This is a genomic window from Polynucleobacter sp. 78F-HAINBA, from assembly GCF_018882325.1.
GTDB lineage: Bacteria > Pseudomonadota > Gammaproteobacteria > Burkholderiales > Burkholderiaceae > Polynucleobacter.
Map to the genome: position 1 here is coordinate 1 of NZ_JACVOQ010000014.1, position 23,566 is coordinate 23,566.

A 23,566-nucleotide genomic window follows, 5' to 3' on the forward strand; every position below is an offset into this window, starting at 1 on the left:
GAATACATCCATTACTACAACCATGATCGGATCAAACAAAAACTAAAGGGATTAAGTCCGGTGCAATACCGAACTCAATCCCTCGTGCTAACCTAATTAAATTGTCCAACTACTAGGGGTCAGTTCACATGGGGTGGCTTTTTCTTTATCTGTATCTTGAAAGCAATTAGTGATTTTCTTTTGCGTGATTGATTGAGTATTTCGGAATCTCAATCACTAAGTCTTCGCGGGCAACAATCGCCTGACAAGATAAACGGGACTGAGGGTTGAGTCCCCATGCACGATCCAATAAATCCTCTTCATTCTCATCAGGCTCATTGAGGCTCTGATAACCCTCTTTCACAATGACGTGACAGGTAGTGCAAGCACAAACCATATCGCAGGCATGCTCAATCGGAATATTATTTTCTAGCAGCGCTTCACAAATAGAAGTGCCGGGCGTTACCTCAACTACAGCACCTTCGGGGCAGTATTCACTATGAGGGAGAACAACGATCTGAGTCATCTTGGTAATTTTCTTTTATTAAATTTCTGCAACATTCTTGCCAGCCAAGGCCTTCTGAATGCTGGCGTTCATACGCTTCTGAGCAAACTCATCGGTAGCCTTGGCAGCATGATCCACCGCTTTTCGTAAGACAGCGCTATCGGTTTCTTCTGTAAGAATCTTTTGCAAAGTAGCCATCTCCAGATCAACAACTACTTGTTCCTCAGCATTCAACAAGCCACGATCAGAATCCAATGCGGTTTGCACAGCATCCAATAATCGCTGCGCATTTACCTGCTCTTCACGCAAAGATCTAGCTAAGAGATCCACTTTCGCAGAGGCAAAGCCGTCTTGCAGCATGCGGGCAATCTCAGCATCAGTCAGGCCATACGATGGCTTGATATCAATCGAGGCCTGTACGCCCGAACCCTGCTCTGTTGCGCTAACTGAAAGTAGGCCGTCCGCATCCACCTGGAATGTCACCCGAATACGGGCAGCACCAGCAGCCATTGGTGGAATACCACGCAACTCAAACTTGCCTAGTGAACGGCAATCTTGGGCTAACTCACGCTCACCCTGCACTACCTGAATTGCTAATGCTGTTTGACCATCTTTGAAGGTCGTGAAATCTTGTGCTCGGGCAACCGGAATCGGTGTATTACGCGGAATAATTTTTTCTACCAAGCCGCCCATGGTTTCAATACCAAGGGAAAGCGGAATGACATCCAATAGAAGCCACTCATCGTCTTTGCTTTGATTGCCGGCTAGCAGGTCTGCCTGCATGGCAGCGCCTAAAGCAACCACTTGGTCCGGGTTGAGATTATTTAACGGTTTAGTACCGAAAAGTTCGCCAACCGCACGCTGTACATGAGGCATGCGGGTTGCTCCGCCCACCATCACCACGCCTTTGACTTCATCCGCCTTGAGGCCCGCATCACGTAATGCTTTTTTAACTGCTGTTAGTGTTTTGCTAATGAGGTTCTGAGTAATCTCAAAGAACTGGGCCTGGCTGATGCCGACATTCACTACAGTGCCATCGGTGAGTGTTTCATGAACACGGGCCAATGGGTTGTGACTCAATTGTTCTTTTGCATGTTTGCAGGAGAGCAATAACTTACGATGATCCTGAATCGAGAGTGGTGGAAGTTTGGCTTGTTCGATCACCCAGCAATAGAGGCGATGATCAAAGTCATCACCACCTAGAGCGGAATCACCGCCAGTAGAAAGCACTTCAAATATTCCCCTGCTCATACGCAGAATGGAGATATCAAAAGTGCCACCACCCAAGTCATAAACAGCATAGATACCTTCAGAGGCATTATCTAAGCCATAAGCAATCGCAGCAGCGGTAGGCTCATTGAGTAAACGCAAAACCTCTATACCGGCTAACTTAGCAGCATCTTTAGTAGCTTGACGTTGAGCATCATCAAAATAAGCAGGCACCGTAATCACTGCGCCAACGATGTCATCATTTACAGAGTCTTCGGCCAACTGACGTAAGCGCGCCAGAATTTCAGCAGAGACTTCAATGGGACTCTTATCGCCAGCCACGGTTCTTAACTTCAACATGCCAGGCTCATCGACAAAGTCGTAAGGGGTGCTCTCAATATTCTCTACATCAACAATGCCGCGACCCATAAAACGCTTTACAGAAACAATCGTATTCTTAGGATCAGAGACAATGCTTTCAATAGCTTCAAAGCCAGCTTGCGTTCTGCCATTCGGCAAGTAACGCACCACTGATGGAAGCAGCTCTCGCCCTTCGGAATCTGGCAGGACCTTAGGTAAAGCATCTCGCACAATCGCCACTAAGGAATTGGTGGTGCCTAGATCGATACCCACCGCAATCCGACGTTGATGCGGAGCGAGTGATTTACCGGGTTCGGAGATTTGTAATAAGGCCATGGGGACTAGAGTTTAAAGCTATACCAAGGCTGAGATAGCATCATCTAGCTCGAGCGCAAACTTATCTATAAATAGAAGGCCTCTGAGCAACTCAGCAGCACGCTCGTAGTTCTTGGCGCCATCGATAGCTTGAGTAATCTCCACCAAGGTCTCGCGCTTGGATTGATCGACCTCTTCGGCCAAAGCTTCCAGAGCCCCAAGGTCCTCGTCTTGATCCTCAAGACTCTCACGCCATTCCATTTGTTTCATCAGAAAAGCAGCCGGCATAGCGGTATTGGTTTCTAGGCGAGCATCCACGCCATGAAGCTGGCAAAGATAAAGGCCGCGCTGAATGGGATTCTTGAGGGTTTGAAAAGCGGTATTAGCTAATGTTGCCATTTGCATGGCTAGTCGCTGCTCAGTATCACTTCCACGAGCATGGCGGTCTGGATGTACTTCTTTTTGAATCGCTAGATATGCCTGATCCAATGCAGACAAATCAAGATTGAATTTCTGCTCTAAACCGAAGAAACGAAAGTAATCGTCAGACGCGGAAGGATTCACCACAACCACACTCATCTTTTACATTCGGATTCTGGAATTTAAAGCCTTCGTTTAGGCCTTCACGAACAAAATCTAATTCGGTGCCATCTAAATAAGCCAAGCTCTTCGGATCAACAAAGATCGTAATGCCGTTAGATTCAAACTGCGTATCTTCGGGAGCAGCTTCATCTACATACTCCAGTTGATAGGCCAAGCCAGAGCAACCAGTCGTACGGACGCCTAGGCGCAAGCCGCAACCTTTTCCACGCTTATCTAAATTGCGCTGAACGTGTTTTGCCGCTTTGTCAGTTAAGGTAATTGCCATGATGAAAGCCTCTTTATCTTTACTTGACGGGGTGCTTTTCTTTGTAATCAGCCACTGCCGCCTTAATGGCATCTTCCGCCAAAATTGAGCAGTGAATTTTTACAGGTGGCAAAGCCAACTCTTCGGCAATTAAAGAGTTCTTAATCTCTAGAGCTTGATCTAAGGTTTTACCTTTAACCCACTCAGTTACCAAAGAAGATGAAGCAATTGCAGAACCGCAACCATAGGTCTTGAACTTCGCATCTTCAATCACACCCTGATCATTTACACGGATTTGTAATTTCATCACGTCGCCGCATGCAGGCGCGCCAACCATACCAGTACCTACCTGGTCATCACCCTTTTCAAAAGAGCCCACGTTGCGGGGGTTTTCATAATGATCGATTACTTTGTCGCTATATGCCATGATATTTCCTCGTTATTTCTTTTATCTTGTTTAGTGCGCTGCCCACTGGATGGTACTGAGATCAATACCATCTTTAAACATTTCCCAAAGTGGTGAGAGTTCGCGCAACTTCGCAATCTTCTCTTTCACCAACTGGATTGTGAAATCCACCTCTTGCTCGGTTGTAAAGCGACCCAAGGTAAAACGAATTGAGCTGTGTGCCAATTCATCATTGCGACCTAGTGCGCGCAGTACATAGGATGGCTCTAAGGATGCAGAAGTACATGCAGAACCAGAAGAGATTGCCAAATCTTTCAATGCCATCAACATGGACTCACCTTCAACATAGTTAAAGCTGATATTGAGGTTATGTGGGACACGGTGATCCATGTCACCATTCACATAAACCTCTTCAATATCTTTCAGGCCAGTCAACAATCGATCGCGCAATGCACGAATGCGAGCATTCTCTTCAACCATTTCAACACGGGCAATGCGGAAAGCTTCACCCATACCAACGATTTGGTGAACAGCCAATGTTCCAGAACGCATACCGCGCTCATGACCACCACCATGAATTTGTGCCTCAATACGGATGCGGGGCTTACGACGGACAAACAAAGCGCCGATACCTTTTGGACCATAAGTCTTGTGAGCAGAAAAACTCATTAAATCGACTTTGATCTTCTCTAAGTCGATTTCTACTTTGCCAGTAGCTTGCGCTGCATCCACATGGAAAATTACGCCACGGGAGCGGCACAATTCGCCAATACGGGGAATATCTTGCACAACGCCAATTTCATTATTTACATACATAACTGATGCCAAGATCGTGCCAGGCTTCATTGCTGCTTCAAGCTGAGCAAAATCAATCAAGCCATCAGGTAATACGTCTAAGTAAGTGACTTCGTAACCTTCGCGCTCAAGCTCGCGACATGTATCTAAAGTTGCCTTGTGCTCAGTCTTTACGGTAATGATGTGATTACCGCGATCTTTATAAAAGTGGGCAGCACCTTTAAGTGCCAAATTAATACTTTCAGTTGCGCCACTAGTAAATACGATCTCTCTTGGATCTGCATGAACCAACTGGGCTACTTCTGAACGCGCCCACTCAACCGCCTCTTCTGCAGCCCAACCATAGGCATGGCTTCGAGATGCCGCATTACCAAACTGCTCACGCAAGTAAGGCAACATCTTATCCACTACACGTGGATCAATCGGCGTGGTAGCCGAGTAATCCATGTACACCGGGAAGTGCTTAGGACTAAACATCGGTATCGGCTGTTGAGGAATGTCTTGTGGTGCGTTCATTTTTTACTTATCGATTAATGGACTAAGAAGTTAATCTCTTAACTTTGCTGAGCCAGGTTAAAAACAGAATTCACGAGAGGTCGCTTTGGAGCGGCCTCTTTTGCTGCTGCAACTGCAGTTGCCGGCTTTTCTGCCTTGGCACTTTCAGTCTTGATTTTCTTGGGGCGCAAATCGTGCAATACGATTCCACGTCCAGATTGCTGTTGCACTAAGTCGCGCAATGACACGGAACTCAGGTACTCCACCATCTTGGCATTCAGGTTTGACCACAGATCATGGGTCATGCAACGACCATGGCTTTCTTCATCGCTATGGCAATTGCCCTTGCCACCACATTGGGTTGCGTCTAAAGGCTCATCCACAGCCACAATGATGTCGGCCACACTAATTTCTTCTGACTTGCGGGCTAGGGTGTAACCACCGCCAGGACCACGAGTGCTCTCAACAATGTTGAAACGGCGTAATTTGCCGAACAACTGCTCTAAGTAAGACAGGGAAATCTTCTGTCTTTGGCTAATTCCGGCCAAAGTTACAGGCCCGTGCGTTTCACGCAGGGCTAAATCGATCATTGCGGTTACTGCAAAACGGCCTTTGGTTGTAAGTCTCATATGTCACCTTGGTAATGGATTGTTATGGACAGCTAACAGTCGGGCGGGTAATACCCGACCATTCCGCTCAACTTTACCATATACCCCACTAATCTGCTCAGGATTAAAACAGCCCTAAATAGCGTCCCTGGAGCGCGCCCCAAAGGCCATTTCCTTAACCTTGGTAAGGCGATCACGGGTGGCTGCAGCCTTCTCAAACTCCAAATTCTTGGCCTCAGAGTTCATTTGCTTCTCCAAACGCTTGATTTCGCCTGCCAGGTCCTTCTCACTCATATCCTCATAGCGAGCCCGCTCTTGCTCCACCTGCATCTCAGAGCGCTTCTCCTTGACGTCGTAGACCCCATCAATAATGTCTTTAATGCGCTTTTGGACGCCGCGTGGCTCAATCCCATTCGCCTTATTAAAGGCGATTTGCTTGGTTCGGCGACGCTCAGTCTCCCCCATCGCCCGCTTCATAGAATCGGTAATACGATCGGCATACAAAATTGCCTTGCCTTTGACGTTTCGTGCCGCCCTACCAATCGTCTGAATCAAGCTGCGCTCAGAGCGCAAGAAGCCTTCTTTATCCGCATCCAAAATGGCTACTAGTGAGACCTCTGGAATATCCAAACCCTCACGCAATAAATTAATACCCACCAGTACATCGAAGACACCTAAACGTAAGTCACGCAGAATTTCTACGCGCTCTACAGTGTCGATGTCCGAATGGACGTAACGCACCTTCACGCCGTTATCGGACAAGTAGTCAGTCAACTGCTCGGCCATACGTTTTGTTAATACCGTGACTAAAACGCGCTCATGCACTTTGACTCGCTCATGAATCTGATTCAGCAAATCATCTACTTGCGTACTTGCTGGCAATACTTCAATTTCTGGATCAACCAAGCCTGTTGGTCTAGCCACTTGTTCCACTACTTGTCCGGTGTGCGTATTTTCATACTCGGCTGGTGTTGCAGAGACGAAAACAGTTTGACGCATCTTGGTTTCAAACTCGGTGAACTTAAGCGGACGGTTGTCCATTGCTGAAGGCAAACGGAAACCAAACTCGACCAAAGTATGTTTGCGAGATTTATCGCCGTTGTACATGGCATTGAGCTGCCCTATCAAGACGTGACTCTCATCCAAGAACATCAAGGCATCGTTTGGTAGGTAATCCACTAGGGTAGGCGGAGCCTCACCAGGCATGGCGCCAGAGAGGTGGCGGGAGTAGTTCTCAATACCTTTGCAGAAGCCTAGTTCATTCAGCATCTCTAAATCAAAACGAGTGCGCTGCTCTAGACGTTGCGCTTCAACTAACTTGCCATCCTTAACGAATTCATCCAAGCGAATACGTAACTCCGCTTTAATCGTTTCAATTGCTTTCAGAACTGTGTCGCGTGGTGTGACGTAGTGCGAACTTGGATAGACGGTAAAGCGAGGAATTTTCTGACGAATTCTTCCAGTAAGCGGATCAAAGAATTGCAAGCTCTCAATGACATCATCAAAGAGTTCAACGCGCACGGCTAATTCGTTATGCTCAGCCGGGAAAATATCAATCGTGTCGCCCCGCACCCTAAATACACCGCGCTTGAAATCGGTTTCATTGCGGTCATATTGCATTGCAATTAAGCGCATCAAAATATCGCGCTGACTCATCTTGTCGCCCGGACGCAAAGTCATCACCATGCTGTGATAGTCGCCTGGATTACCAATACCGTAAATTGCAGAGACGGTTGCTACGATGATGACATCACGTCTCTCCAATAAGCTCTTGGTAGCAGACAGTCGCATTTGCTCAATGTGCTCATTGATCGATGAATCCTTTTCAATGAACAAATCACGTGTCGGGACATAGGCCTCCGGCTGGTAGTAGTCGTAGTAACTGACGAAGTACTCCACCGCATTTTTGGGGAAAAACTCCCGAAACTCGCTATAGAGCTGGGCAGCTAGGGTCTTATTCGGGGCAAAAATGATGGCTGGACGACCAGTTCTGGCAATCACATTGGCCATCGTGAAGGTTTTGCCCGAGCCAGTGACCCCCAAAAGGGTCTGAAAGGTCAATCCATCCTCAATTCCAGCCACCAGAGCATCAATTGCAGCCGGTTGATCCCCTGCGGGCGGAAACGGCTGATAGAGCTGAAATGGCGAATCTGGAAAGGAAACGAACTTAGCTGGATCCAAGTCATGACCTACCTCGCCCAAAGGATCGGCCACAGGGCTTTTCTTGCTTTCAGCGACTTTGGAATTTGGGGAAGTTTTAGGCAACTTAGGGGGCATCTCAGCTATCATTTCACCTGTGACTTTTAGTTCACAGCGAATTTTGTACAAACAATGATTTTGCCGTTTTTATTTAGAAATAGTTGAATCTAGACTCAAAAACAGCCATTTAACGCAAATTTAACTGAATTTAACGTCAATTAACCCTGAAATACCTCATTAACCACCCTTTTCGACCCTCAAATGAACCTTTTTACCTCAGTCCAACTAGCCCCTAAAGACCCTATTTTTGGCCTCACAGAAGCCTATGTCGCCGATCAACGTGCAGACAAGGTCAATTTAGGTGTTGGCGTGTACTACACCGATGAAGGCAAGGTACCTCTTTTGAAAGCGGTCATTAAAGCTGAGGAAGCAATTGTTGCAAAGCACTCTCCTCGCAGCTACATTCCAATTGAAGGTCCAAACCCGTACAACAGCGCAGTACAGAACCTATTGTTCGGCGCTGATTCTTCCTTGATTAAAGATGGTCGTGTTGTTACTGCTGAGTGCCTTGGTGGAACTGGTGCCTTGCGTGTTGGCGCAGACTTTATCAAGCGCCTCAATTTAAATGCGCCTTGCGCAATTAGCAACCCAACTTGGGAAAACCACCGCGGGATTTTTGAATCCGCTGGATTTGAAGTAGTTGAGTACACCTACTTCGACGGCAAAACACGTGGCGTTGATTTTGATGGCATGGTGAAGTCTTTAGAGTCTTTCCCTAAGTTCACTACCGTTCTTCTCCACGCTTGTTGTCATAACCCAACCGGTGCCGACATTACTGAGGCGCAATGGCGTCAAGTGATTGATATCTGCAAAGCAAAGCAACTCATTCCATTTTTAGATATGGCCTACCAAGGCTTTGCCGCCGGTATTGAGCAAGATGGCATTGCAGTGCGCTTGTTTGCTGAATCTGGAATGTCTTTCTTTGTATCTAGCTCCTTCTCCAAATCATTCTCACTCTATGGTGAGCGTGTTGGCGCCCTGTCTATCGTGACTCAAAGCAAAGATGAATCTACTCGCGTGCTATCTCAATTGAAGCGTGTGATTCGTACAAACTATTCCAACCCTCCAACTCATGGAGCTGCGATTGCAGCTGCTGTTCTGAATTCACCAGAACTCAGAAAGCTTTGGGAAGATGAATTAGCCGAGATGCGTGATCGCATTAAAGCAATGCGTCAAGGACTCGTACAAAAACTCGCTGCTGCTGGTGTAAAGCAAGACTTTGCTTTTATCGAAGCGCAGCGCGGTATGTTCTCTTACTCAGGTTTAAGTGCTGAGCAAGTAGAGCGTTTACAAAAGGAAGATGGCATTTATGCCCTCTCCACTGGTCGTATTTGCGTGGCGGCTCTCAATACTAAAAATATTGATAAGGTAGCTCAAGCAATAGCCCGTGTATTGGCGTAAAAACCCACAATAAACGGTTACACTGCATTATCAGGAGGCAACATGCTATATCAGTTACATGAATTTCAAAAAGCCTTACTTCAACCAATGAGCTCATGGGCTCGCGCTGCTTCTGAAGCTTTCATTAATGCTTCAAATCCTGCGTCCAAGGTTCCGGGCTCCGAACGTTTAGCCGCAAGCTACGAACTCCTATATCGCCTAGGCAAAGACTATAAGAAGCCCGAGTTTGGTATTCGCTCTGTGCAAGCACATGGCAAAGAAGTGGCCATTCACGAGAGAGTCATTGTTGCCAAGCCATTTTGCAAACTCATCCGCTTCAAACGCTTTTCTGATGATGTTGAAGTGGTTAAAAAATTAAAAGATGATCCAGCAGTATTGGTTGTTGCTCCTCTATCTGGACATCACTCAACATTGCTGCGTGACACTGTGCGCACCCTCCTGCAAGATCACAAGGTTTACATTACCGACTGGGTTGATGCTCGCATTGTTCCTATTGCTGATGGCGATTTTGGCTTGGATGACTATGTGCACTATGTGCAAGAATTCATTCGCACTATCGGCGCAGAAAATTTACATGTGATCTCTGTTTGCCAACCAACAGTTCCTACATTGGGTGCAATCTCCTTAATGGCCTCTGCTGGTGAAGCAACGCCTGCTTCTATGATCATGATGGGCGGCCCAATCGATGCGCGCAAATCACCAACTGCAGTAAATAACTTGGCTGATCAAAAGTCATATGACTGGTTTGAGAGCCATGTGGTTTACAAAGTGCCGCCAACCTATCCAGGCGCAGGCCGTAAGGTATACCCAGGCTTCTTGCAACATACTGGCTTTATCGCCATGAATCCACAAAACCACTTACAGTCACATTGGGATTACTTCCAAAACTTAGTGCGTGGCGATGAGCAAGATGCTGAATCACACATTCGCTTCTACGATGAGTACAACGCAGTTCTCGATATGGATGCGAAGTTTTATTTGGACACCATCAAGACTGTATTCCAAGACTACTCATTACCAAATGGCACTTGGACAGTTGCAGGCGATCTAGTCAAGCCACAAGATATTAAGAAAACCGCTCTTCTGACTGTTGAAGGCGAGCTGGATGATATCTCTGGTAGCGGACAAACCCGATCAGCCCATGCATTGTGTGCAGGCATTCCTAAGGCCGACAAAGACCATTACGAAGTTGCGGGTGCCGGTCACTACGGCATCTTCTCTGGCCGCCGTTGGCGTGAGAAGGTATACCCAAAAATTAAATCGTTTATTCGTGAGCACCAAGGTGTTCAGAAAAAAACAAAAGCCAGACCCCCAAAACTGGGATCCAAGAAAGCTGCATAAACCAGTGGCGCGACTTTCGGGTCGCGCTTCTAGTTTTAGGGCGCCCAAATTGCAATGAATATTCAGCAGACGAAAGAACTTGCTAATCGTCTCGAGGACATCCTGCCTCAAACCCAATGCACTAAATGCGGCTACCCAGACTGCAGGGCCTATGCAGAAGCAATGGCCACAGGCGAGGCTTTGCCTAACCGCTGCCCTCCTGGAGGCGTAGAGGGCATTCAAAGGCTCAGCGCCATCCTTGCACCCATCTTCCCTCAAGATGCTTTTGAACTGCATCCTCAGATTGACTCTGAATGCGGCAAGGAGCGCCCTAGGCCGGTAGCATTTATTGATCCCAAGACTTGCATTGGTTGCACCTTATGTATTCAGGCGTGCCCCGTAGACGCGATTGTGGGAGCCTCAAAACAAATGCACGTAGTCCTAAGTGATTGGTGCACGGGGTGCGATCTTTGCATACCACCCTGCCCCGTAGATTGCATCACCATGATTGATGTCACCGATGAGAAAACTGGCTGGGATGCTTGGTCACCTGAATTAGCGCAACTCGCACGTACTCGATATGAAGCGCGTGATGTCCGACTGGATCGCGAACAGCGTGACAATGATGAGAGACTGGCAAAGAAAGCTGCCGCTAAATTAGTAACAGTCAATGCGGAGAATCCAGATTCAGAAGAGGCTATAAAAGAGCAAGAAAGGAAGCGAGCTATCATCGCAGCCGCAATTGCGAGAGCCCAGCAAAAGAAATGATGAATCTCGAAAAGCGCCAAGCCTTTTTTGAATTGCTCCGGGAAAATAATCCCCACCCAGAAACAGAACTGGAATATAGCTCCCCTTTTGAATTACTCATTGCTGTTTTACTATCTGCACAAGCCACTGACATTTCAGTGAATAAAGGTACACGCAAGCTATTTAAGATTGCCAATACACCTCAAGCACTTTTGGATCTGGGCGAGGAAGGCGTTAAACCCTTTATCCAACACATTGGTTTATTCAATTCTAAAGGTAGGCATATCCAAGAAACTTGCCGACTGCTCCTGGAAAAACATGGTGGCGAAGTTCCGCAAAACAGAGAAGATCTAGAGGAGCTACCAGGCGTTGGTAGAAAAACTGCGAACGTTATTCTCAACACCGCTTTTGGCCAACCCACTATGGCTGTTGATACCCACATCTTTAGAGTCTCCAATCGTACCGGCTTAGCACCAGGCAAGGATGTTGTAAAGGTAGAGGAGCAATTACTCAAGCGTGTGCCAAAAGAGTTTTTAATGGATGCTCATCATTGGCTTATCCTGCATGGTAGATACACCTGCAAGGCGCGAAACCCGGATTGTGAGCAATGTATTGTTGAGCCATTGTGTGAGTTCAAACAAAAAACTGGCAAAGGAAAAGTTCGTGGCAATATTTAATCCAACCCGCGAGGAAGTACGTCGATTTTTCTGTGACACCTGGAAGAAAAAAACTGAGAATCAGATCCTGACGCCAATGGAAATGATTGCTAGCGACTGGATGCTGGAACACCCCGAATATCACACCCTCCTATCAGATCCAGAAGGCGCAGTGGCGCAAGACTACACGCCAGAACGTGGTGAGACCAACCCTTTCTTACACCTCTCAATGCACCTGTCGATTAGCGAGCAAATATCCATTGATCAACCACCAGGAATCAAAGAGGTCTCTGAAACCCTGGCTAAGAAACTAGGCTCTGAACATGAGGCACAGCACGCCATGATGGAGTGCCTAGGACAAGTAATGTGGGAAGCGCAGCGCGAAGGGGTAGCCCTAAGTCCAGAGAAATATCTAGAAAGCCTAAAGAAGTTGTTCTAATAAAGTCTAGCGATTGCAGACTTAATCGCTGCAGGTAATTCTTGAGCTAATTTCTTTCTCACATCTAAATTTGCTGCCGGGGCTTGCTGAGTCTTTGCAGACCAAGCCGATCCCGGAAAGAATGCATCATCCTTGTATCTAGGGATCACATGCCAGTGGATATGGGGGACCATATTACCCAGCGCCGCAATATTGACCTTGTCTGGGTGCATTACATGCCTTACAGCCTCTTCAACCGCAAAGACTAAGGCCATGAGGTGTTCCCGTTCACCATAAGTCAGATCAGTCATCTCGGCGACATGCCGATTCCAGATTACGCGGCAAAAGCCAGGAAGCTCCGGATCGTTCACGAGAATGACACGGCAATCATCTCCACGCCAAATCAACTGCCCCTCTTCGGGCTTGAGCTCTTCTTTACAAAGTACGCAATTAGTCATGGGATGAATGTAAACGAAAACGGCATCTAAGTCACCCTTGTGGGGTAATTTAGATGCCGGGACAGTAAGGGCAGATTTATTACTGCGCTGCTACTACGTACTACTTAGGGATTTCTTAGTGGAACTGCTCTTCTTCTGTAGAACCAGTCAATGCTGTTACTGAAGACTTACCACCCTGAATCACAGTAGTTACATCGTCGAAGTAACCAGTACCAACTTCTTGCTGATGGGATACGAATGTGTAACCACGATCACGCGCAGCAAATTCTGGCTCTTGTACTTTCTCGATGTATGCAGTCATACCGCGCTGCATGTAGTCTTGAGCCAAGTCGAACATGTTGTACCACATGGAGTGAATACCAGCCAATGTGATGAACTGATACTTGTAGCCCATTGCGCCTAATTCGCGTTGGAACTTCGCAATTGTTGCGTCGTCCAAGTTCTTCTTCCAGTTGAAAGATGGTGAGCAGTTGTAAGCCAACATCTTGCCTGGGAACTTCGCACGAATTGCTTCGGCGAACTGACGAGCAAACTCGAGGTCAGGAGTACCTGTTTCACACCAAACCATATCAGCGTATGCAGCGTATGCCAAACCACGGGAGATCGCTTGATCCAAGCCCTTACGTGTTTTGTAGAAGCCTTCAGCAGTGCGCTCGCCTGTCAAGAATGGCTTGTCGTTTGCATCGTAGTCGGATGTCAACAAATCAGCAGCTTCAGCATCAGTACGAGCCAAGATGATGGTTGGAACACCCATAACGTCAGCAGCTAAACGTGCAGAGATCAATTTCTGAACAGACTCAGTAGTTGGCAACAATACCTTGCCACCCAAGTGACCGCACTTCTTAACAGAAGAGAGTTGGTCTTCGAAGTGAACGCCAGCAGCGCCTTGCTTGATCAATGCTTTGCTTAATTCAAATGCATTCAATACGCCACCGAAACCAGCTTCAGCATCAGCAACGATTGGAGCGAAATACTCAATATAACCAGCGTCGCCTTTGTTAATGCCTTTGGCAGTTTGGATTTCGTCAGCACGTTGGAATGAGTTGTTAATGCGCTCAACCATTTTAGGAACTGAGTCAACTGGATACAAAGATTGGTCTGGATACATCGCTGCATATGAGTTACCGTCAGCAGCAACTTGCCAACCTGACAAGTAGATAGCTTGAACGCCAGCTTTAACCTGTTGCATTGCTTGACCACCAGTCAAAGCGCCTAAACAGTTAACGTAAGCTTCGTTATTAACCAAGTCCCAGAGACGCTCTGCGCCATGCTTAGCCAATGTGTGCTCAATCTTCAATGAGCCACGTAGACGAATAACGTCCTCAGCCGTGTAACCACGAGTAATACCCTTCCAGCGTGGATTGGTATCCCAGTCTTTTTGTAGTGCTGCGATTTCTGCTTTGCGATCTGCCATGTTTTTCTCCCTAAGTTAAACAAGTACTTCAAATATTTGGACATTCAAGTCTTATGTCTTATATAAGAGTTTAAGGATCCAAGAAAAGCATGCAAGCACTATTTCAGTATTTATTGAAAATAATTAAATCAATTAATTCAATAGCTTAAGAAGTATATTTTGTAATATGAAATGAATATCCAAGGGGCGAAAGAATCCCCAACTTGAGATGTTGCACTGCATTTTACGTATGGGAATGTCTTTTCACATTATGAAAAGAAAGATGCTGGTTAGGCAGTTTTCGGGGCGCTGATGGTAGCGACCTTGAATCCAGTCAAAATAATCATGAGCTGCAGAAGCGCTACGCCAATGAACAAGAGCTTTGGCAAACCCACATCCAAGAAGATTCCGAAGACTAAGGGGCTTAGAGCGGCACCTAGATCAATGCCAGAGTAAACAATGCCATACACCCTTCCCGATGACCCTGACGGTGTCGCAGAGCGAATCATCAAATCACGTGATGGAGCAGCAATACCCAAACCAAGGCCAATCACAATGAAGACAATCACAATTAATTCGACGGGCACTAAACCGGTAGCCAATAAAAGACCCATCACGATATTGACGGTAAAGCAGATCGTAATAATACGCTCAGGTACTTTTAACTTGGTAGCAAGATAGCCACCCAGAAGCATCCCTCCGGCGCCGCCCATAGACATGAGTGTTAAGTAGTAATTACCGGAACTCACGGCAATGTCATAGATCTTAAAAAGCGCGGTTGGTGCAAATGACTGCAAGCCTGTAGTTGCCGCCATACTAAAGAAAAAGAAAATCCAGCAAAGCCATACAACCGGTAACTTCAAAAATCCAAAAGTACTCATTGGTGCGCCGCCAGGATTGCTTTGAGCATGACTAGCCTGTGACTCCTCGCGCCTTGCATGAACATCATCAATTAAGCGCGCCCTACCAATCCAGAGAGTTAATAAGATCAATGCTTCAAGCACTGCGGCAGATAAAAAGGCAATGCGCCAATCAGCGATAGTGGCCACAGCCACCATAAAGGCTGGCGCTGCCGCCCAACCGATATAGCCCGTCACCCCATGAATGGAATAAGCGTATGGCAGATTAGGCGGTGAAATTTTGTGATTGATCAGCGTGTAATCAACGGGATGGAAAACGCCATTGCCACATCCCGCTATTACTGCGCCTAAAACTAACATGGCATAACCATTGCTTTGTGAATAAGTCAGCGCTGCCAATGCAAGTAAACCTACTCCAGCAAACAGCACGGGGCGAGCCCCAATACGATCCACCAAAAAACCGGAAGCTGCTTGAACAATGCAGGAGACCACAAAGAAAATGGTCATGAGCAGACCTAGCTCAGCATAATTAAAGCCAAACTCTGCCTTCAACCATGGGAACATGGGCGGCAGAATTAAATGAAAGAAATGGGAGCTGCCGTGAGCCAGGCTAATGAGACCAACAACCCGGACATCACTGGCGCGCCTCATTTGCAGAGCGTCAGTCATGTACCGAGTTTACTGGCGCAGGAAAATTCCTGCTGATATTGCTTTGTCTTACTTACTAAAGCTAAAGTCGCCGTTCTTATCAACGCCTACAGGAACAGTATCCTTAGGACCAAACTTACCCTCTAAGATCATCTTAGAAACTGGGTTCTCGATATATTGCTGAATCGCACGCTTTAGCGGCCTAGCCCCAAATACCGGATCAAAACCAACTTCCGCAATCTTGCTCAGAGCGGCATCGCTGACTTCCATCTGCATATCCACCTTTGCCAAACGATCTGACAAGTTCTTAAGCAAGATCTTGGCGATATTGGCGATATTGCCTTTATCCAATCCATGGAACACTACGATCTCGTCAATACGATTTAAGAACTCAGGGCGGAAATGATTCTTCAACTCTTCAAATACCGCATCTTTGATCTCGGACTGCTTCTTATCTGTCATCGACTGGATGAGATGCGAGCCAATATTGCTAGTCATCACAATCACCGTGTTTTTGAAATCAACAGTACGACCTTGACCATCCGTTAAACGGCCATCATCCAATACTTGCAAAAGTACGTTGAATACATCCGGATGTGCTTTTTCAATTTCATCAAACAAGATGACGCTGTAAGGATGGCGGCGAACTTGCTCAGTTAAATAACCGCCCTCTTCGTAACCGACATAGCCTGGAGGCGCACCGATTAAACGGGCTACGCTATGCTTCTCCATGAATTCACTCATATCGATACGAATGAGGTGATCTTCACTATCGAATAAGAAACCAGCCAAGGCTTTACAAAGCTCAGTCTTACCTACGCCTGTAGGACCTAAGAATAAGAATGATCCGTAAGGACGATTCTCTTCAGCAAGACCGGCACGGGAACGACGGATTGCATCAGACACGGCACGGATAGCTTCTTCTTGACCAACCACACGCTTATGCAATAACTCTTCCATCTTTAGCAACTTATCGCGCTCACCCTGCATCATCTTCGATACCGGAATACCAGTTGCACGTGACACTACCTCAGCAATCTCTTCTGCGCCCACCTGGGTACGCAAGAGCTTATTCTTAACCACGCCATCTTTATCGCCTTTTGCTTCGGCAGCTGCGGCAGATTTAAGCTTAGCCTCAAGCTCAGGAAGTTTGCCGTATTGCAATTCAGCCACTTGCTCTAACTTGCCATCGCGTTGCAGCTTAGCAATATCAGCACGAACTTTTTCAATCTCCTCTTTGAGGTGAGCGGCGCCTAATACAGCACCTTTTTCTGCTTTCCAGATTTCTTCTAGATCAGCATACTCGGCACCAAGACGCTTGATCTCGTCTTCAATGAGACCAAGGCGTTTTTGTGACGCTTCATCTTTTTCCTTTTTAACGGCTTCACGCTCAATCTTGAGTTGAATGAGGCGACGCTCTAGCTTATCCATTACTTCAGGCTTGGAATCGATCTCCATCCGAATGCGTGAACCAGCCTCATCAATTAAGTCGATAGCTTTATCCGGTAAGAAACGATCTGTAATGTAGCGATGAGATAACTCTGCTGCTGCGACGATGGCAGGATCAGTAATTTCAATACCGTGGTGAAGCTCATAGCGCTCTTGCAAACCACGCAAGATGGCAATGGTTGCTTCAACACTAGGCTCTTCCACCATCACTTTTTGGAAGCGACGTTCCAGCGCTGGATCTTTCTCAATGTACTTGCGGTACTCATCCAAAGTAGTGGCACCGATGCAATGCAATTCACCACGCGCTAAGGCGGGCTTAAGCATATTGCCGGCATCCATTGCGCCATCGCCTTTACCAGCGCCAACCATCGTATGAATCTCATCAATAAAGATGATGGTCTGACCTTCGTCTTTAGCGACATCGCTTAGAACAGCCTTTAGACGTTCTTCGAATTCACCACGGTACTTGGCACCAGCCAATAACAAAGCCATGTCCAATACAAGGACGCGCTTGTTCTTGAGGGTTTCAGGAACTTCGCCATTAATAATGCGTTGGGCTAAGCCCTCGACGATGGCTGTCTTACCAACCCCTGGCTCGCCAATGAGCACTGGGTTATTTTTACCGCGACGTTGCAAAATCTGAATGGTGCGACGAATTTCATCATCGCGACCAATTACAGGATCAAGCTTGCCCATGCGAGCACGTTCAGTTAAATCGACGGTGTATTTCTTTAAGGCTTCACGTTGACCTTCAGCATCTGCACTATTCACTGACTCTCCTCCGCGCACTAAATCAATAGCCGCCTCTAACGATTTACGATTTAAACCATTCTCACGAGCAATCTTACCCAGCTCGCCCTTGTCATCCGCCACCACCAGCAAAAATAACTCGCCAGCGATAAATTGATCATTACGCTTATTCGCTTCTTTTTCGCATAAGTTGAGCCAGTTACTTAAATCACGACCGACCTGAACCTCGCCACTGGTACCCTGAACTTCTGGGAGGTTGCTAATTAGCTTCTCGGTTGCCTTCTCAAGACCAGGCACATTAACGCCAGCGCGAGTTAACAAACTCTTGGCACCACCATCGGAATCCCGCAACATTGCCAAGAGCAAGTGGGCCGGCTCGATATATTGATTATCTTTTGCCAAAGCAAGGCTTTGCGCCTCGCTAAGCGCTTCTTGAAATTTAGTAGTTAATTTATCTATTCTCATTTTTTAATTCCTATTTACTACAGCTATTTTTTACATATATCTATCTATAGAATATAGGGGCATTCTTGCTAATTTCAAGTCTGTTAGACCTCTTTTTAAGCGAATTTATCCCTATTTTGACCTGGCTTGTTTACCTATTGGAATGCTCTGATGGCAGCTACTACGCTGGCATCACCAACCGCCTAGAACATCGCTTGGCAGCCCATAATTCAGGGGATGGTGCTCGGTATACGAGGGCTCGCAGACCTGTAATCCTTTTGGCTACTCAAGAGCACCCAGATCGATCTGAGGCGTCTAAGGCGGAGGTTAAGTTAAAGAAGTTGCCCAGATCGGAAAAGTTGGGCTTTTTTAAAACCTAAAAGATGGGTTCGATTTATGCAGGATTCTTAAGCAACTTAACCACGATGATCAGCCCAAACAGGACCTAAGCTCAGAGATAAGCCTTTTAAATTGTTCTGGCCTTAAAAACTGGCCAATCTGCACACTTTGACCAGCCTCCTCAATCAAAAAAACTTTTTCAGTCTCTTGTGGCGAAGAAATCCTAACCCAGCGAGTATTAAATTCAAGCGCGGTCTCTTTATAAGCGATAAATTTCCTCACAATTAAGCGAGTCCCGCTAATTTGAATCTCCTCAAAATCCAAGGCATGTCGACAATAAATCAAAAAACCAGCAGTGACAGCAGTCAACTCAATCGCCGTAAAGATGAGAATAATTTTTACGCCAGCCAATAGAAAACCAGTGGCCACGGTTAAGGAAAGAAAAACCAGGGCGATATAGAACTTGAGCAGCTGACCTGGGGTCAGCGCGCAATTTCGCCTCATCTTCCAGGTTTTCATTCTGGACAATTCTTATCAGGCTTGGGGGTTGAGCTCGAAGAATTATCCGCTTTAGAGATCAGAGGTGGCGCACTCATTTTCTCGCCATCCCATACTTGGCCACACCAACACTCCCCCGCCTCGTTGATGATGCAAACGCCTGAGCCGCAGCAACGTTTATCCGGCGCTTTCATGATTAACCTATTCGTCCTGAACAATTCATAATGAAGTCTATTCTAGAGTTTTTATTGAGATGGCGCACTCACCCTCCAACCAATCAACAGACATGCAGAATCCGCTATTTGACTACCAAGACACTGCAGAACCCTTAGCCATAGTGACAAGGGATGGTCATGTTGAATATTTCAATCATTTTTATGATGTGGATGAATCTGATCATCTTTATAGAATCCTACTCAACTCCCTACCTTGGGAGGTCGATGAGATCAAGATGTTTGGCAAGCTAGTGAAGACAGCAAGAAAAGTGGTCTGGGTGGGTGATCCAGAATGCGCATACACCTACTCTGGAGTTCAAAAAACACCTCAGGCCTGGACTAATGAGTTATTGCAAATGAAGCATAAGCTTGAACAATTCACTGGCCACACCTACAACTCTTGCTTACTCAATCTGTATCACAGCGGCGCTGAGGGCATGGGCTGGCACAGTGATGATGAGAAAGAATTAGATAGCGGGAATCCTATCGCATCAGTCAGCCTAGGTGCTCGGCGTAAGTTTGCATTTCGCCATAAGCAAGATAAAACAAGCTACCCAGTATTTCTGGAGCATGGCAGCCTGCTGATCATGCATCCGCCCACTCAAGAGTATTGGCATCACAGTCTTCTCAAGACAACAACCATTACAAGCCCCCGAATTAATCTCACCTTTCGGAAAATACTTCCCCGAATATGAAAGAGCTTGGTTTTTGTGTCTTGAGCTAGCCTTTAGGCTAAATAGCGGTGCGCCAAATTATTTCCAACGCGCCATTGCAGCATCGTCAGTCACGCGAGCATCAACCCACTTACTGCCTTCCGGGGTTTCTTCTTTTTTCCAAAATGGGGCCGCTGTTTTTAAGTAGTCCATGATGAACTCACAAGCTGCAAATGCTTCACCTCGATGAGCGCTAGTAACAGCCACCAAAACAATTTGATCTTCAGGCAGAAGTGGTCCCACTCGATGAATTACTAGTGTTCTATAAAGATCCCAGCGGCCTCTAGCCTGCTTGATGATTTCCTCTAGGGACTTCTCTGTCATGCCGGGATAGTGCTCCAGCGTCATACCTTTAACTTGACTGCCGTCATTCATATCGCGGACAGTACCCACAAAAGTCACTACGGCACCTACTCGCGCGTCATCCTGACGGAGTGCCTTGGCTTCAGTCGTGAGATCAAAGTCTTGCTCTTGAATCCGGATGAAATCGTTTTGCATCTTAGCCACCCGTAACCGGGGGGAAGAATGCGACTTCAGCACCCTCAACCAGTGGAGTGGAATCAGCCACCATCTCTTGATTTAAAGCGCAACGAATCACCTTAGTACCAGACAATACTTCTGCCCAAGGATTGCCTCGCTGAGCAAGGTAGCCTCTTAAGTCAGCAATGGTTTTCACTTCCGGCGGCGTAGTGATGCTCTCACCAGAAAGTCCAAGGCCCTCTCTTAATGAGGCGAAGAATCGTAATTCGAGTTTCATAAGGGAATCGTAATACGGTTATGCGAGGAGTGCGTTAAACGGGATGTACTTCACTAGCTCGCCCGCTTTAAAGGTATGTCCTGGTGGGCAATCCAGCAAGCCATCACCCCATGAAGCGCTTGTAAGTACGCCAGAGCTTTGATTGGGGAATAGATCTAACCCACCCTGCGCATTGATCTTGACGCGCAGGAATTCATTGCGACGATCCCCTTTGAGCCAATCAAAGTCAGCTCGCATTAGATAGGACTGTGGCATGCCTGCATCTCGCCCCTGTAGCTTCAGAATAAATGGACGTACAAATAGGAGAAATGTCACAAAACTAGACACTGGATTTCCGGGAAGCCCAATAAACCAAGTCTCTCCATCCTGGCTCTCACTTGATTTGCGCACAGCACCAAAAGCCAGAGGTTTACCAGGCTTAATGGCAATCTGCCAGAGATCCAACCTACCCTCAGCAGTCACCGCAGGTTTGATGTGATCCTCTTCGCCAACTGATACACCACCAGAAGTAATAATCAAATCATGATCTTTGCTGGCTTTGCGAAGCGTTTCTTTGGTGGCCTCAAGACTGTCGGGAACTATTCCAAAGTCAGTAGCATCACATCCCAAGGATTTAATGCAAGTTAACAAAGTATCGCGATTGGAGTTGTAAATACCGCCCGGCTTGAGTGGCTCTCCTGGTAGAGAAAGTTCGTCACCAGTGAAAAATGCCGCAACCCTGACTTTACGTTTTACATTCAAATGCGTTAAGCCAGCAGACGCCGCAACACCTAATTCTTGTGGTCTCAGATAAGTACCCGCAGTTAGAGCTGTTTTGCCTGCAGTGAGGTCTTCACCTCTTCGACGTATCCATTGACCTGATGTTGGCGCAATATTGACCTGCACTTGATCAGTTGAGCCCTCCGGAATGGCGCAATCTTCCTGCATAACAACGGCATCAGCACCCGGAGGAACTGGAGCTCCAGTAAAGATTCTGGCAGCAGTGCCTGGCTCTAGCTGCATACCCATCGAGCCCGCCGGAATACGCTGCGCAATCTTGAGGGTGCTTCCAGGAGTTTGGGTGTCCGCAGTGCACACCGCATAACCATCCATTGAGGTGTTATCGAGTGGGGGCACATCTACCAAGCTGTTAACGTTTTCCGCAAGCACACGGCCAAGAGCAGCCTGCATGGCAACCGTCTCACTCTCACCTACAGCTTTTGCATTGGACAGCAGATGATCTAAAGCCTGCTGAGCAGTCAACATCGGAGGCTTGGTCATAGTACTTTTTCTGAGTTAATTGACGTGGGCAGTAATGAAGTTTTTCACTTGATTGACATCAGCATCGATATTTTCAACGCGCTGTGGCTTTGACTTGATATCTTTAAATGCTGCTGGGCACTCTGCAGGACGACCCAACGCCACCTCAATCGTTTCTTCAAACTTAATAGGCAAGGCAGTCTCCAAAACAATCATCGGAATACCTGCTTGTAAATGCTCACGAGCAACCTTTACACCATCGGCCGTATGTGTATCAATCATTACGCCATACTGTGAGTCAATATTGCGAATCGTCTCAAGGCGGTTTTCATGAGTGCTGCGACCAGACTGGAATCCATACTTCGCAATATCTTTAAAGACGGCGTCTTTAGAAATATCAAAGCCACCCGCTTCGTCTACCTGCTTGAACATGCCAGCAGTTACCGTACCGTCCTTACCCATAAGATCAAATACAAAGCGCTCAAAATTACTTGCCTTTGAAATGTCCATGGACGGGCTAGAGGTATGCAAAGTTTCAGCAGACTTACGTGCACGGTAAACGCCTGTGCGGAAGAACTCATCAAGAACATCGTTCTCATTGGTAGCGGCAATCAAATGCGCAACTGGCAAACCCATCATGCGGGCAATATGGCCAGCGCAGATATTGCCAAAGTTGCCAGAAGGTACAGTGAAAGAGACTTTTTCAGAGCTTGATTTTGTCGCGAGCAAATATCCTTGGAAGTAGTAAACCACCTGGGCAACCACACGGCCCCAGTTAATCGAGTTCACGGTACCGATTTGGTTGTTTGCTTTGAAGGCATGGTCATTGCTGACTGCCTTGACAATATCTTGGCAGTCATCAAATACACCAGCTACCGCCAGGTTAAAAATATTAGGGTCTTGCAAGGAATACATCTGAGCGGATTGGAAAGCACTCATCTTGCCGCGCGGTGAAAGCATAAATACCTTCACACCCTCTTTGCCGCGCATGGCATATTCAGCAGCACTACCGGTATCGCCAGAAGTCGCGCCCAAAATATTGAGTTTCTGACCTTTTTTCTTAAGCGCGTATTCAAAGAGATTGCCGAGCAACTGCATCGCCATATCTTTAAATGCCAATGTTGGTCCATTAGACAGACTCAATAAGCCGATACGAGTCCCCTGCTCTTCGCCCAGCCAATGCAATGGAGTAATGTCATTAGCATTATCTTCAGGGCGACCATTGCAGTAGACCTGCTCTGTATAGGTCTTGCGCAACAAGGAGCGTAAATCTGCCTCAGGAATGTCGTCGCAATAGAGGCTCAAGACCTCATAAGCGAGATCAGCATAAGACAATCCACGCCAAGAATCTAACTGCTCTTTAGTAACTTGAGGGTACTCAGTAGGCAGATATAAGCCGCCATCTGGCGCCAATCCGCCAAGCAAGATTTCTAAAAAGGATTGCTGTGGGCTATTGCCCCGAGTGGATTGGTAACGCATGATT

26 protein-coding genes are annotated in these 23,566 nt (G+C 46.9%); 8 read left to right on the forward strand and 18 right to left on the reverse strand.

All coding sequences use genetic code 11. The features are described 5' to 3' along the window. Nucleotides 1-96, forward strand: a 96-nt coding sequence (locus ICN11_RS10245; protein ID WP_216123889.1) for an IS3 family transposase, incomplete at its 5' end; no start/stop codon positions are given. Between the two features lie 70 nt (nt 97-166). On the opposite strand, the gene fdx is transcribed toward ICN11_RS10245, so the two are convergent. The 8 genes from fdx to uvrB all read right to left on the reverse strand — a co-directional run bounded on the left by fdx (nt 167) and on the right by uvrB (nt 7,808). After that, a complete protein-coding gene (gene fdx / locus ICN11_RS10250) occupies nt 167-505 on the reverse strand; it encodes an ISC system 2Fe-2S type ferredoxin (RefSeq protein WP_114653559.1) in 339 nt (112 codons plus the stop codon). An 18-nt stretch (nt 506-523) separates the two neighbouring features. Then, nucleotides 524-2,389 (reverse strand): Fe-S protein assembly chaperone HscA, encoded by a 1,866-nt coding sequence (gene hscA / locus ICN11_RS10255; protein ID WP_216230292.1) that lies wholly within the window; start codon nt 2,387-2,389, stop codon nt 524-526. A gap of 18 nt (nt 2,390-2,407) precedes the next feature. Next, a complete protein-coding gene (gene hscB, locus ICN11_RS10260) occupies nt 2,408-2,947 on the reverse strand; it encodes a Fe-S protein assembly co-chaperone HscB (RefSeq protein WP_216230293.1) in 540 nt (179 codons plus the stop codon). Continuing rightward, nucleotides 2,913-3,236: an iron-sulfur cluster assembly protein IscA gene (gene iscA / locus ICN11_RS10265; protein WP_015421521.1), complete on the reverse strand. Its 324-nt coding sequence runs from the start codon at nt 3,234-3,236 to the stop codon at nt 2,913-2,915. Before iscA ends, hscB begins: the two co-directional genes overlap by 35 nt. Before the next feature lie 19 nt (nt 3,237-3,255). Further along, nucleotides 3,256-3,642, reverse strand: a complete 387-nt coding sequence (gene iscU / locus ICN11_RS10270) for a Fe-S cluster assembly scaffold IscU (protein ID WP_216230294.1) — start codon at nt 3,640-3,642, stop codon at nt 3,256-3,258. A 30-nt stretch (nt 3,643-3,672) separates the two neighbouring features. Next, nucleotides 3,673-4,932: an IscS subfamily cysteine desulfurase gene (locus tag ICN11_RS10275; RefSeq protein ID WP_370623630.1), complete on the reverse strand. Its 1,260-nt coding sequence runs from the start codon at nt 4,930-4,932 to the stop codon at nt 3,673-3,675. Nucleotides 4,933-4,970: 38 nt separating this feature from the next. Beyond that, a complete protein-coding gene (locus ICN11_RS10280; protein WP_216230295.1) occupies nt 4,971-5,540 on the reverse strand; it encodes a Fe-S cluster assembly transcription factor in 570 nt (189 codons plus the stop codon). A 114-nt stretch (nt 5,541-5,654) separates the two neighbouring features. Then, nucleotides 5,655-7,808 (reverse strand): excinuclease ABC subunit UvrB, encoded by a 2,154-nt coding sequence (gene uvrB, locus ICN11_RS10285; RefSeq protein ID WP_255539937.1) that lies wholly within the window; start codon nt 7,806-7,808, stop codon nt 5,655-5,657. 171 nt (nt 7,809-7,979) lie between these two features. Between uvrB and ICN11_RS10290 the strand changes: the two genes are divergently transcribed. The 5 genes from ICN11_RS10290 to ICN11_RS10310 are packed head-to-tail and all read left to right on the forward strand — an operon-like array spanning nt 7,980 to nt 12,341. Beyond that, nucleotides 7,980-9,179: an amino acid aminotransferase gene (locus ICN11_RS10290; protein ID WP_216230296.1), complete on the forward strand. Its 1,200-nt coding sequence runs from the start codon at nt 7,980-7,982 to the stop codon at nt 9,177-9,179. Between the two features lie 42 nt (nt 9,180-9,221). Beyond that, nucleotides 9,222-10,520 carry a polyhydroxyalkanoate depolymerase gene (locus ICN11_RS10295; RefSeq protein ID WP_216230297.1) on the forward strand — a complete coding sequence of 433 codons (1,299 nt, stop codon included), beginning with the start codon at nt 9,222-9,224 and terminating at the stop codon, nt 10,518-10,520. A 54-nt stretch (nt 10,521-10,574) separates the two neighbouring features. Further along, complete coding sequence (gene rsxB / locus ICN11_RS10300; protein WP_216230298.1) at nt 10,575-11,267, forward strand: electron transport complex subunit RsxB; 693 nt, start codon at nt 10,575-10,577, stop codon at nt 11,265-11,267. Then, nucleotides 11,267-11,923 (forward strand): endonuclease III, encoded by a 657-nt coding sequence (gene nth, locus ICN11_RS10305; RefSeq protein ID WP_216230323.1) that lies wholly within the window; start codon nt 11,267-11,269, stop codon nt 11,921-11,923. The genes rsxB and nth overlap by 1 nt, the downstream gene beginning before the upstream one ends. Next, on the forward strand, nt 11,916-12,341 hold the full coding sequence (locus ICN11_RS10310) for a DUF1841 family protein (protein ID WP_216230324.1): 426 nt from the start codon (nt 11,916-11,918) through the stop codon (nt 12,339-12,341). Before nth ends, ICN11_RS10310 begins: the two co-directional genes overlap by 8 nt. On the opposite strand, the gene ICN11_RS10315 is transcribed toward ICN11_RS10310, so the two are convergent. The 4 genes from ICN11_RS10315 to clpB form a co-directional block, all read right to left on the reverse strand. Continuing rightward, nucleotides 12,338-12,778: an HIT family protein gene (locus tag ICN11_RS10315; RefSeq protein ID WP_216230299.1), complete on the reverse strand. Its 441-nt coding sequence runs from the start codon at nt 12,776-12,778 to the stop codon at nt 12,338-12,340. The genes ICN11_RS10310 and ICN11_RS10315 overlap by 4 nt on opposite strands. 115 nt (nt 12,779-12,893) lie before the next feature. Continuing rightward, entirely contained in the window at nt 12,894-14,192 is a 1,299-nt protein-coding gene (gene aceA, locus ICN11_RS10320) for an isocitrate lyase (RefSeq protein ID WP_216180387.1), read from the reverse strand. Nucleotides 14,193-14,461: 269 nt separating this feature from the next. Beyond that, nucleotides 14,462-15,700, reverse strand: a complete 1,239-nt coding sequence (locus tag ICN11_RS10325) for an MFS transporter (RefSeq protein WP_216230300.1) — start codon at nt 15,698-15,700, stop codon at nt 14,462-14,464. 48 nt (nt 15,701-15,748) lie between these two features. Continuing rightward, nucleotides 15,749-18,343 (reverse strand): ATP-dependent chaperone ClpB, encoded by a 2,595-nt coding sequence (gene clpB / locus ICN11_RS10330; RefSeq protein WP_215301413.1) that lies wholly within the window; start codon nt 18,341-18,343, stop codon nt 15,749-15,751. A gap of 65 nt (nt 18,344-18,408) precedes the next feature. On the opposite strand from clpB, the gene ICN11_RS10335 reads away from it, so the two are divergent. Beyond that, a complete protein-coding gene (locus ICN11_RS10335) occupies nt 18,409-18,702 on the forward strand; it encodes a GIY-YIG nuclease family protein (RefSeq protein ID WP_255539938.1) in 294 nt (97 codons plus the stop codon). A 49-nt stretch (nt 18,703-18,751) separates the two neighbouring features. Here ICN11_RS10335 and ICN11_RS10340 read toward each other — a convergent pair whose 3' ends face one another. Next, a complete protein-coding gene (locus ICN11_RS10340; RefSeq protein ID WP_216230301.1) occupies nt 18,752-19,180 on the reverse strand; it encodes a DUF2244 domain-containing protein in 429 nt (142 codons plus the stop codon). Next, nucleotides 19,177-19,353, reverse strand: a complete 177-nt coding sequence (locus tag ICN11_RS10345) for a hypothetical protein (protein ID WP_216230302.1) — start codon at nt 19,351-19,353, stop codon at nt 19,177-19,179. Before ICN11_RS10345 ends, ICN11_RS10340 begins: the two co-directional genes overlap by 4 nt. A gap of 92 nt (nt 19,354-19,445) precedes the next feature. On the opposite strand from ICN11_RS10345, the gene ICN11_RS10350 reads away from it, so the two are divergent. Next, nucleotides 19,446-20,069 (forward strand): alpha-ketoglutarate-dependent dioxygenase AlkB, encoded by a 624-nt coding sequence (locus ICN11_RS10350; RefSeq protein ID WP_216230303.1) that lies wholly within the window; start codon nt 19,446-19,448, stop codon nt 20,067-20,069. 57 nt (nt 20,070-20,126) lie between these two features. On the opposite strand, the gene moaE is transcribed toward ICN11_RS10350, so the two are convergent. Genes moaE through thrC form a run of 4 tightly spaced genes read right to left on the reverse strand, consistent with a single transcriptional unit; the run spans nt 20,127 to nt 23,562 of the window. Further along, a complete protein-coding gene (moaE, locus tag ICN11_RS10355; RefSeq protein WP_216230304.1) occupies nt 20,127-20,585 on the reverse strand; it encodes a molybdopterin synthase catalytic subunit MoaE in 459 nt (152 codons plus the stop codon). 1 nt (nt 20,586) lies between these two features. Beyond that, nucleotides 20,587-20,844 (reverse strand): molybdopterin converting factor subunit 1, encoded by a 258-nt coding sequence (gene moaD, locus ICN11_RS10360; protein WP_216230305.1) that lies wholly within the window; start codon nt 20,842-20,844, stop codon nt 20,587-20,589. 18 nt (nt 20,845-20,862) lie between these two features. After that, on the reverse strand, nt 20,863-22,104 hold the full coding sequence (gene glp, locus ICN11_RS10365; RefSeq protein ID WP_255539939.1) for a gephyrin-like molybdotransferase Glp: 1,242 nt from the start codon (nt 22,102-22,104) through the stop codon (nt 20,863-20,865). A gap of 15 nt (nt 22,105-22,119) precedes the next feature. Next, nucleotides 22,120-23,562 carry a threonine synthase gene (gene thrC, locus ICN11_RS10370; protein ID WP_216230306.1) on the reverse strand — a complete coding sequence of 481 codons (1,443 nt, stop codon included), beginning with the start codon at nt 23,560-23,562 and terminating at the stop codon, nt 22,120-22,122. Nucleotides 23,563-23,566: the final 4 nt, after the last annotated feature.

Excerpts from the sequence above, each read along its gene's own strand:
- glp (WP_255539939.1), bottom strand. The coding sequence starts at position 22,104 with ATGACCAAGCCTCCGATGTTGACTGCTCAGCAGGCTTTAGATCATCTG.
- ICN11_RS10325 (WP_216230300.1), bottom strand. The coding sequence starts at position 15,700 with ATGACTGACGCTCTGCAAATGAGGCGCGCCAGTGATGTCCGGGTTGTT.
- ICN11_RS10345 (WP_216230302.1), bottom strand. The coding sequence starts at position 19,353 with ATGAAAGCGCCGGATAAACGTTGCTGCGGCTCAGGCGTTTGCATCATC.
- ICN11_RS10290 (WP_216230296.1), top strand. The coding sequence starts at position 7,980 with ATGAACCTTTTTACCTCAGTCCAACTAGCCCCTAAAGACCCTATTTTT.
- ICN11_RS10295 (WP_216230297.1), top strand. The coding sequence starts at position 9,222 with ATGCTATATCAGTTACATGAATTTCAAAAAGCCTTACTTCAACCAATG.
- hscA (WP_216230292.1), bottom strand. The coding sequence starts at position 2,389 with ATGGCCTTATTACAAATCTCCGAACCCGGTAAATCACTCGCTCCGCAT.
- moaE (WP_216230304.1), bottom strand. The coding sequence starts at position 20,585 with ATGCAAAACGATTTCATCCGGATTCAAGAGCAAGACTTTGATCTCACG.
- rsxB (WP_216230298.1), top strand. The coding sequence starts at position 10,575 with ATGAATATTCAGCAGACGAAAGAACTTGCTAATCGTCTCGAGGACATC.
- ICN11_RS10275 (WP_370623630.1), bottom strand. The coding sequence starts at position 4,932 with ATGAACGCACCACAAGACATTCCTCAACAGCCGATACCGATGTTTAGT.
- moaD (WP_216230305.1), bottom strand. The coding sequence starts at position 20,844 with ATGAAACTCGAATTACGATTCTTCGCCTCATTAAGAGAGGGCCTTGGA.
- thrC (WP_216230306.1), bottom strand. The coding sequence starts at position 23,562 with ATGCGTTACCAATCCACTCGGGGCAATAGCCCACAGCAATCCTTTTTA.
- fdx (WP_114653559.1), bottom strand. The coding sequence starts at position 505 with ATGACTCAGATCGTTGTTCTCCCTCATAGTGAATACTGCCCCGAAGGT.
- aceA (WP_216180387.1), bottom strand. The coding sequence starts at position 14,192 with ATGGCAGATCGCAAAGCAGAAATCGCAGCACTACAAAAAGACTGGGAT.
- ICN11_RS10315 (WP_216230299.1), bottom strand. The coding sequence starts at position 12,778 with ATGACTAATTGCGTACTTTGTAAAGAAGAGCTCAAGCCCGAAGAGGGG.
- hscB (WP_216230293.1), bottom strand. The coding sequence starts at position 2,947 with ATGAGTGTGGTTGTGGTGAATCCTTCCGCGTCTGACGATTACTTTCGT.
- ICN11_RS10340 (WP_216230301.1), bottom strand. The coding sequence starts at position 19,180 with ATGAAAACCTGGAAGATGAGGCGAAATTGCGCGCTGACCCCAGGTCAG.
- iscU (WP_216230294.1), bottom strand. The coding sequence starts at position 3,642 with ATGGCATATAGCGACAAAGTAATCGATCATTATGAAAACCCCCGCAAC.
- iscA (WP_015421521.1), bottom strand. The coding sequence starts at position 3,236 with ATGGCAATTACCTTAACTGACAAAGCGGCAAAACACGTTCAGCGCAAT.
- nth (WP_216230323.1), top strand. The coding sequence starts at position 11,267 with ATGAATCTCGAAAAGCGCCAAGCCTTTTTTGAATTGCTCCGGGAAAAT.
- uvrB (WP_255539937.1), bottom strand. The coding sequence starts at position 7,808 with ATGATAGCTGAGATGCCCCCTAAGTTGCCTAAAACTTCCCCAAATTCC.
- ICN11_RS10350 (WP_216230303.1), top strand. The coding sequence starts at position 19,446 with ATGCAGAATCCGCTATTTGACTACCAAGACACTGCAGAACCCTTAGCC.
- clpB (WP_215301413.1), bottom strand. The coding sequence starts at position 18,343 with ATGAGAATAGATAAATTAACTACTAAATTTCAAGAAGCGCTTAGCGAG.
- ICN11_RS10280 (WP_216230295.1), bottom strand. The coding sequence starts at position 5,540 with ATGAGACTTACAACCAAAGGCCGTTTTGCAGTAACCGCAATGATCGAT.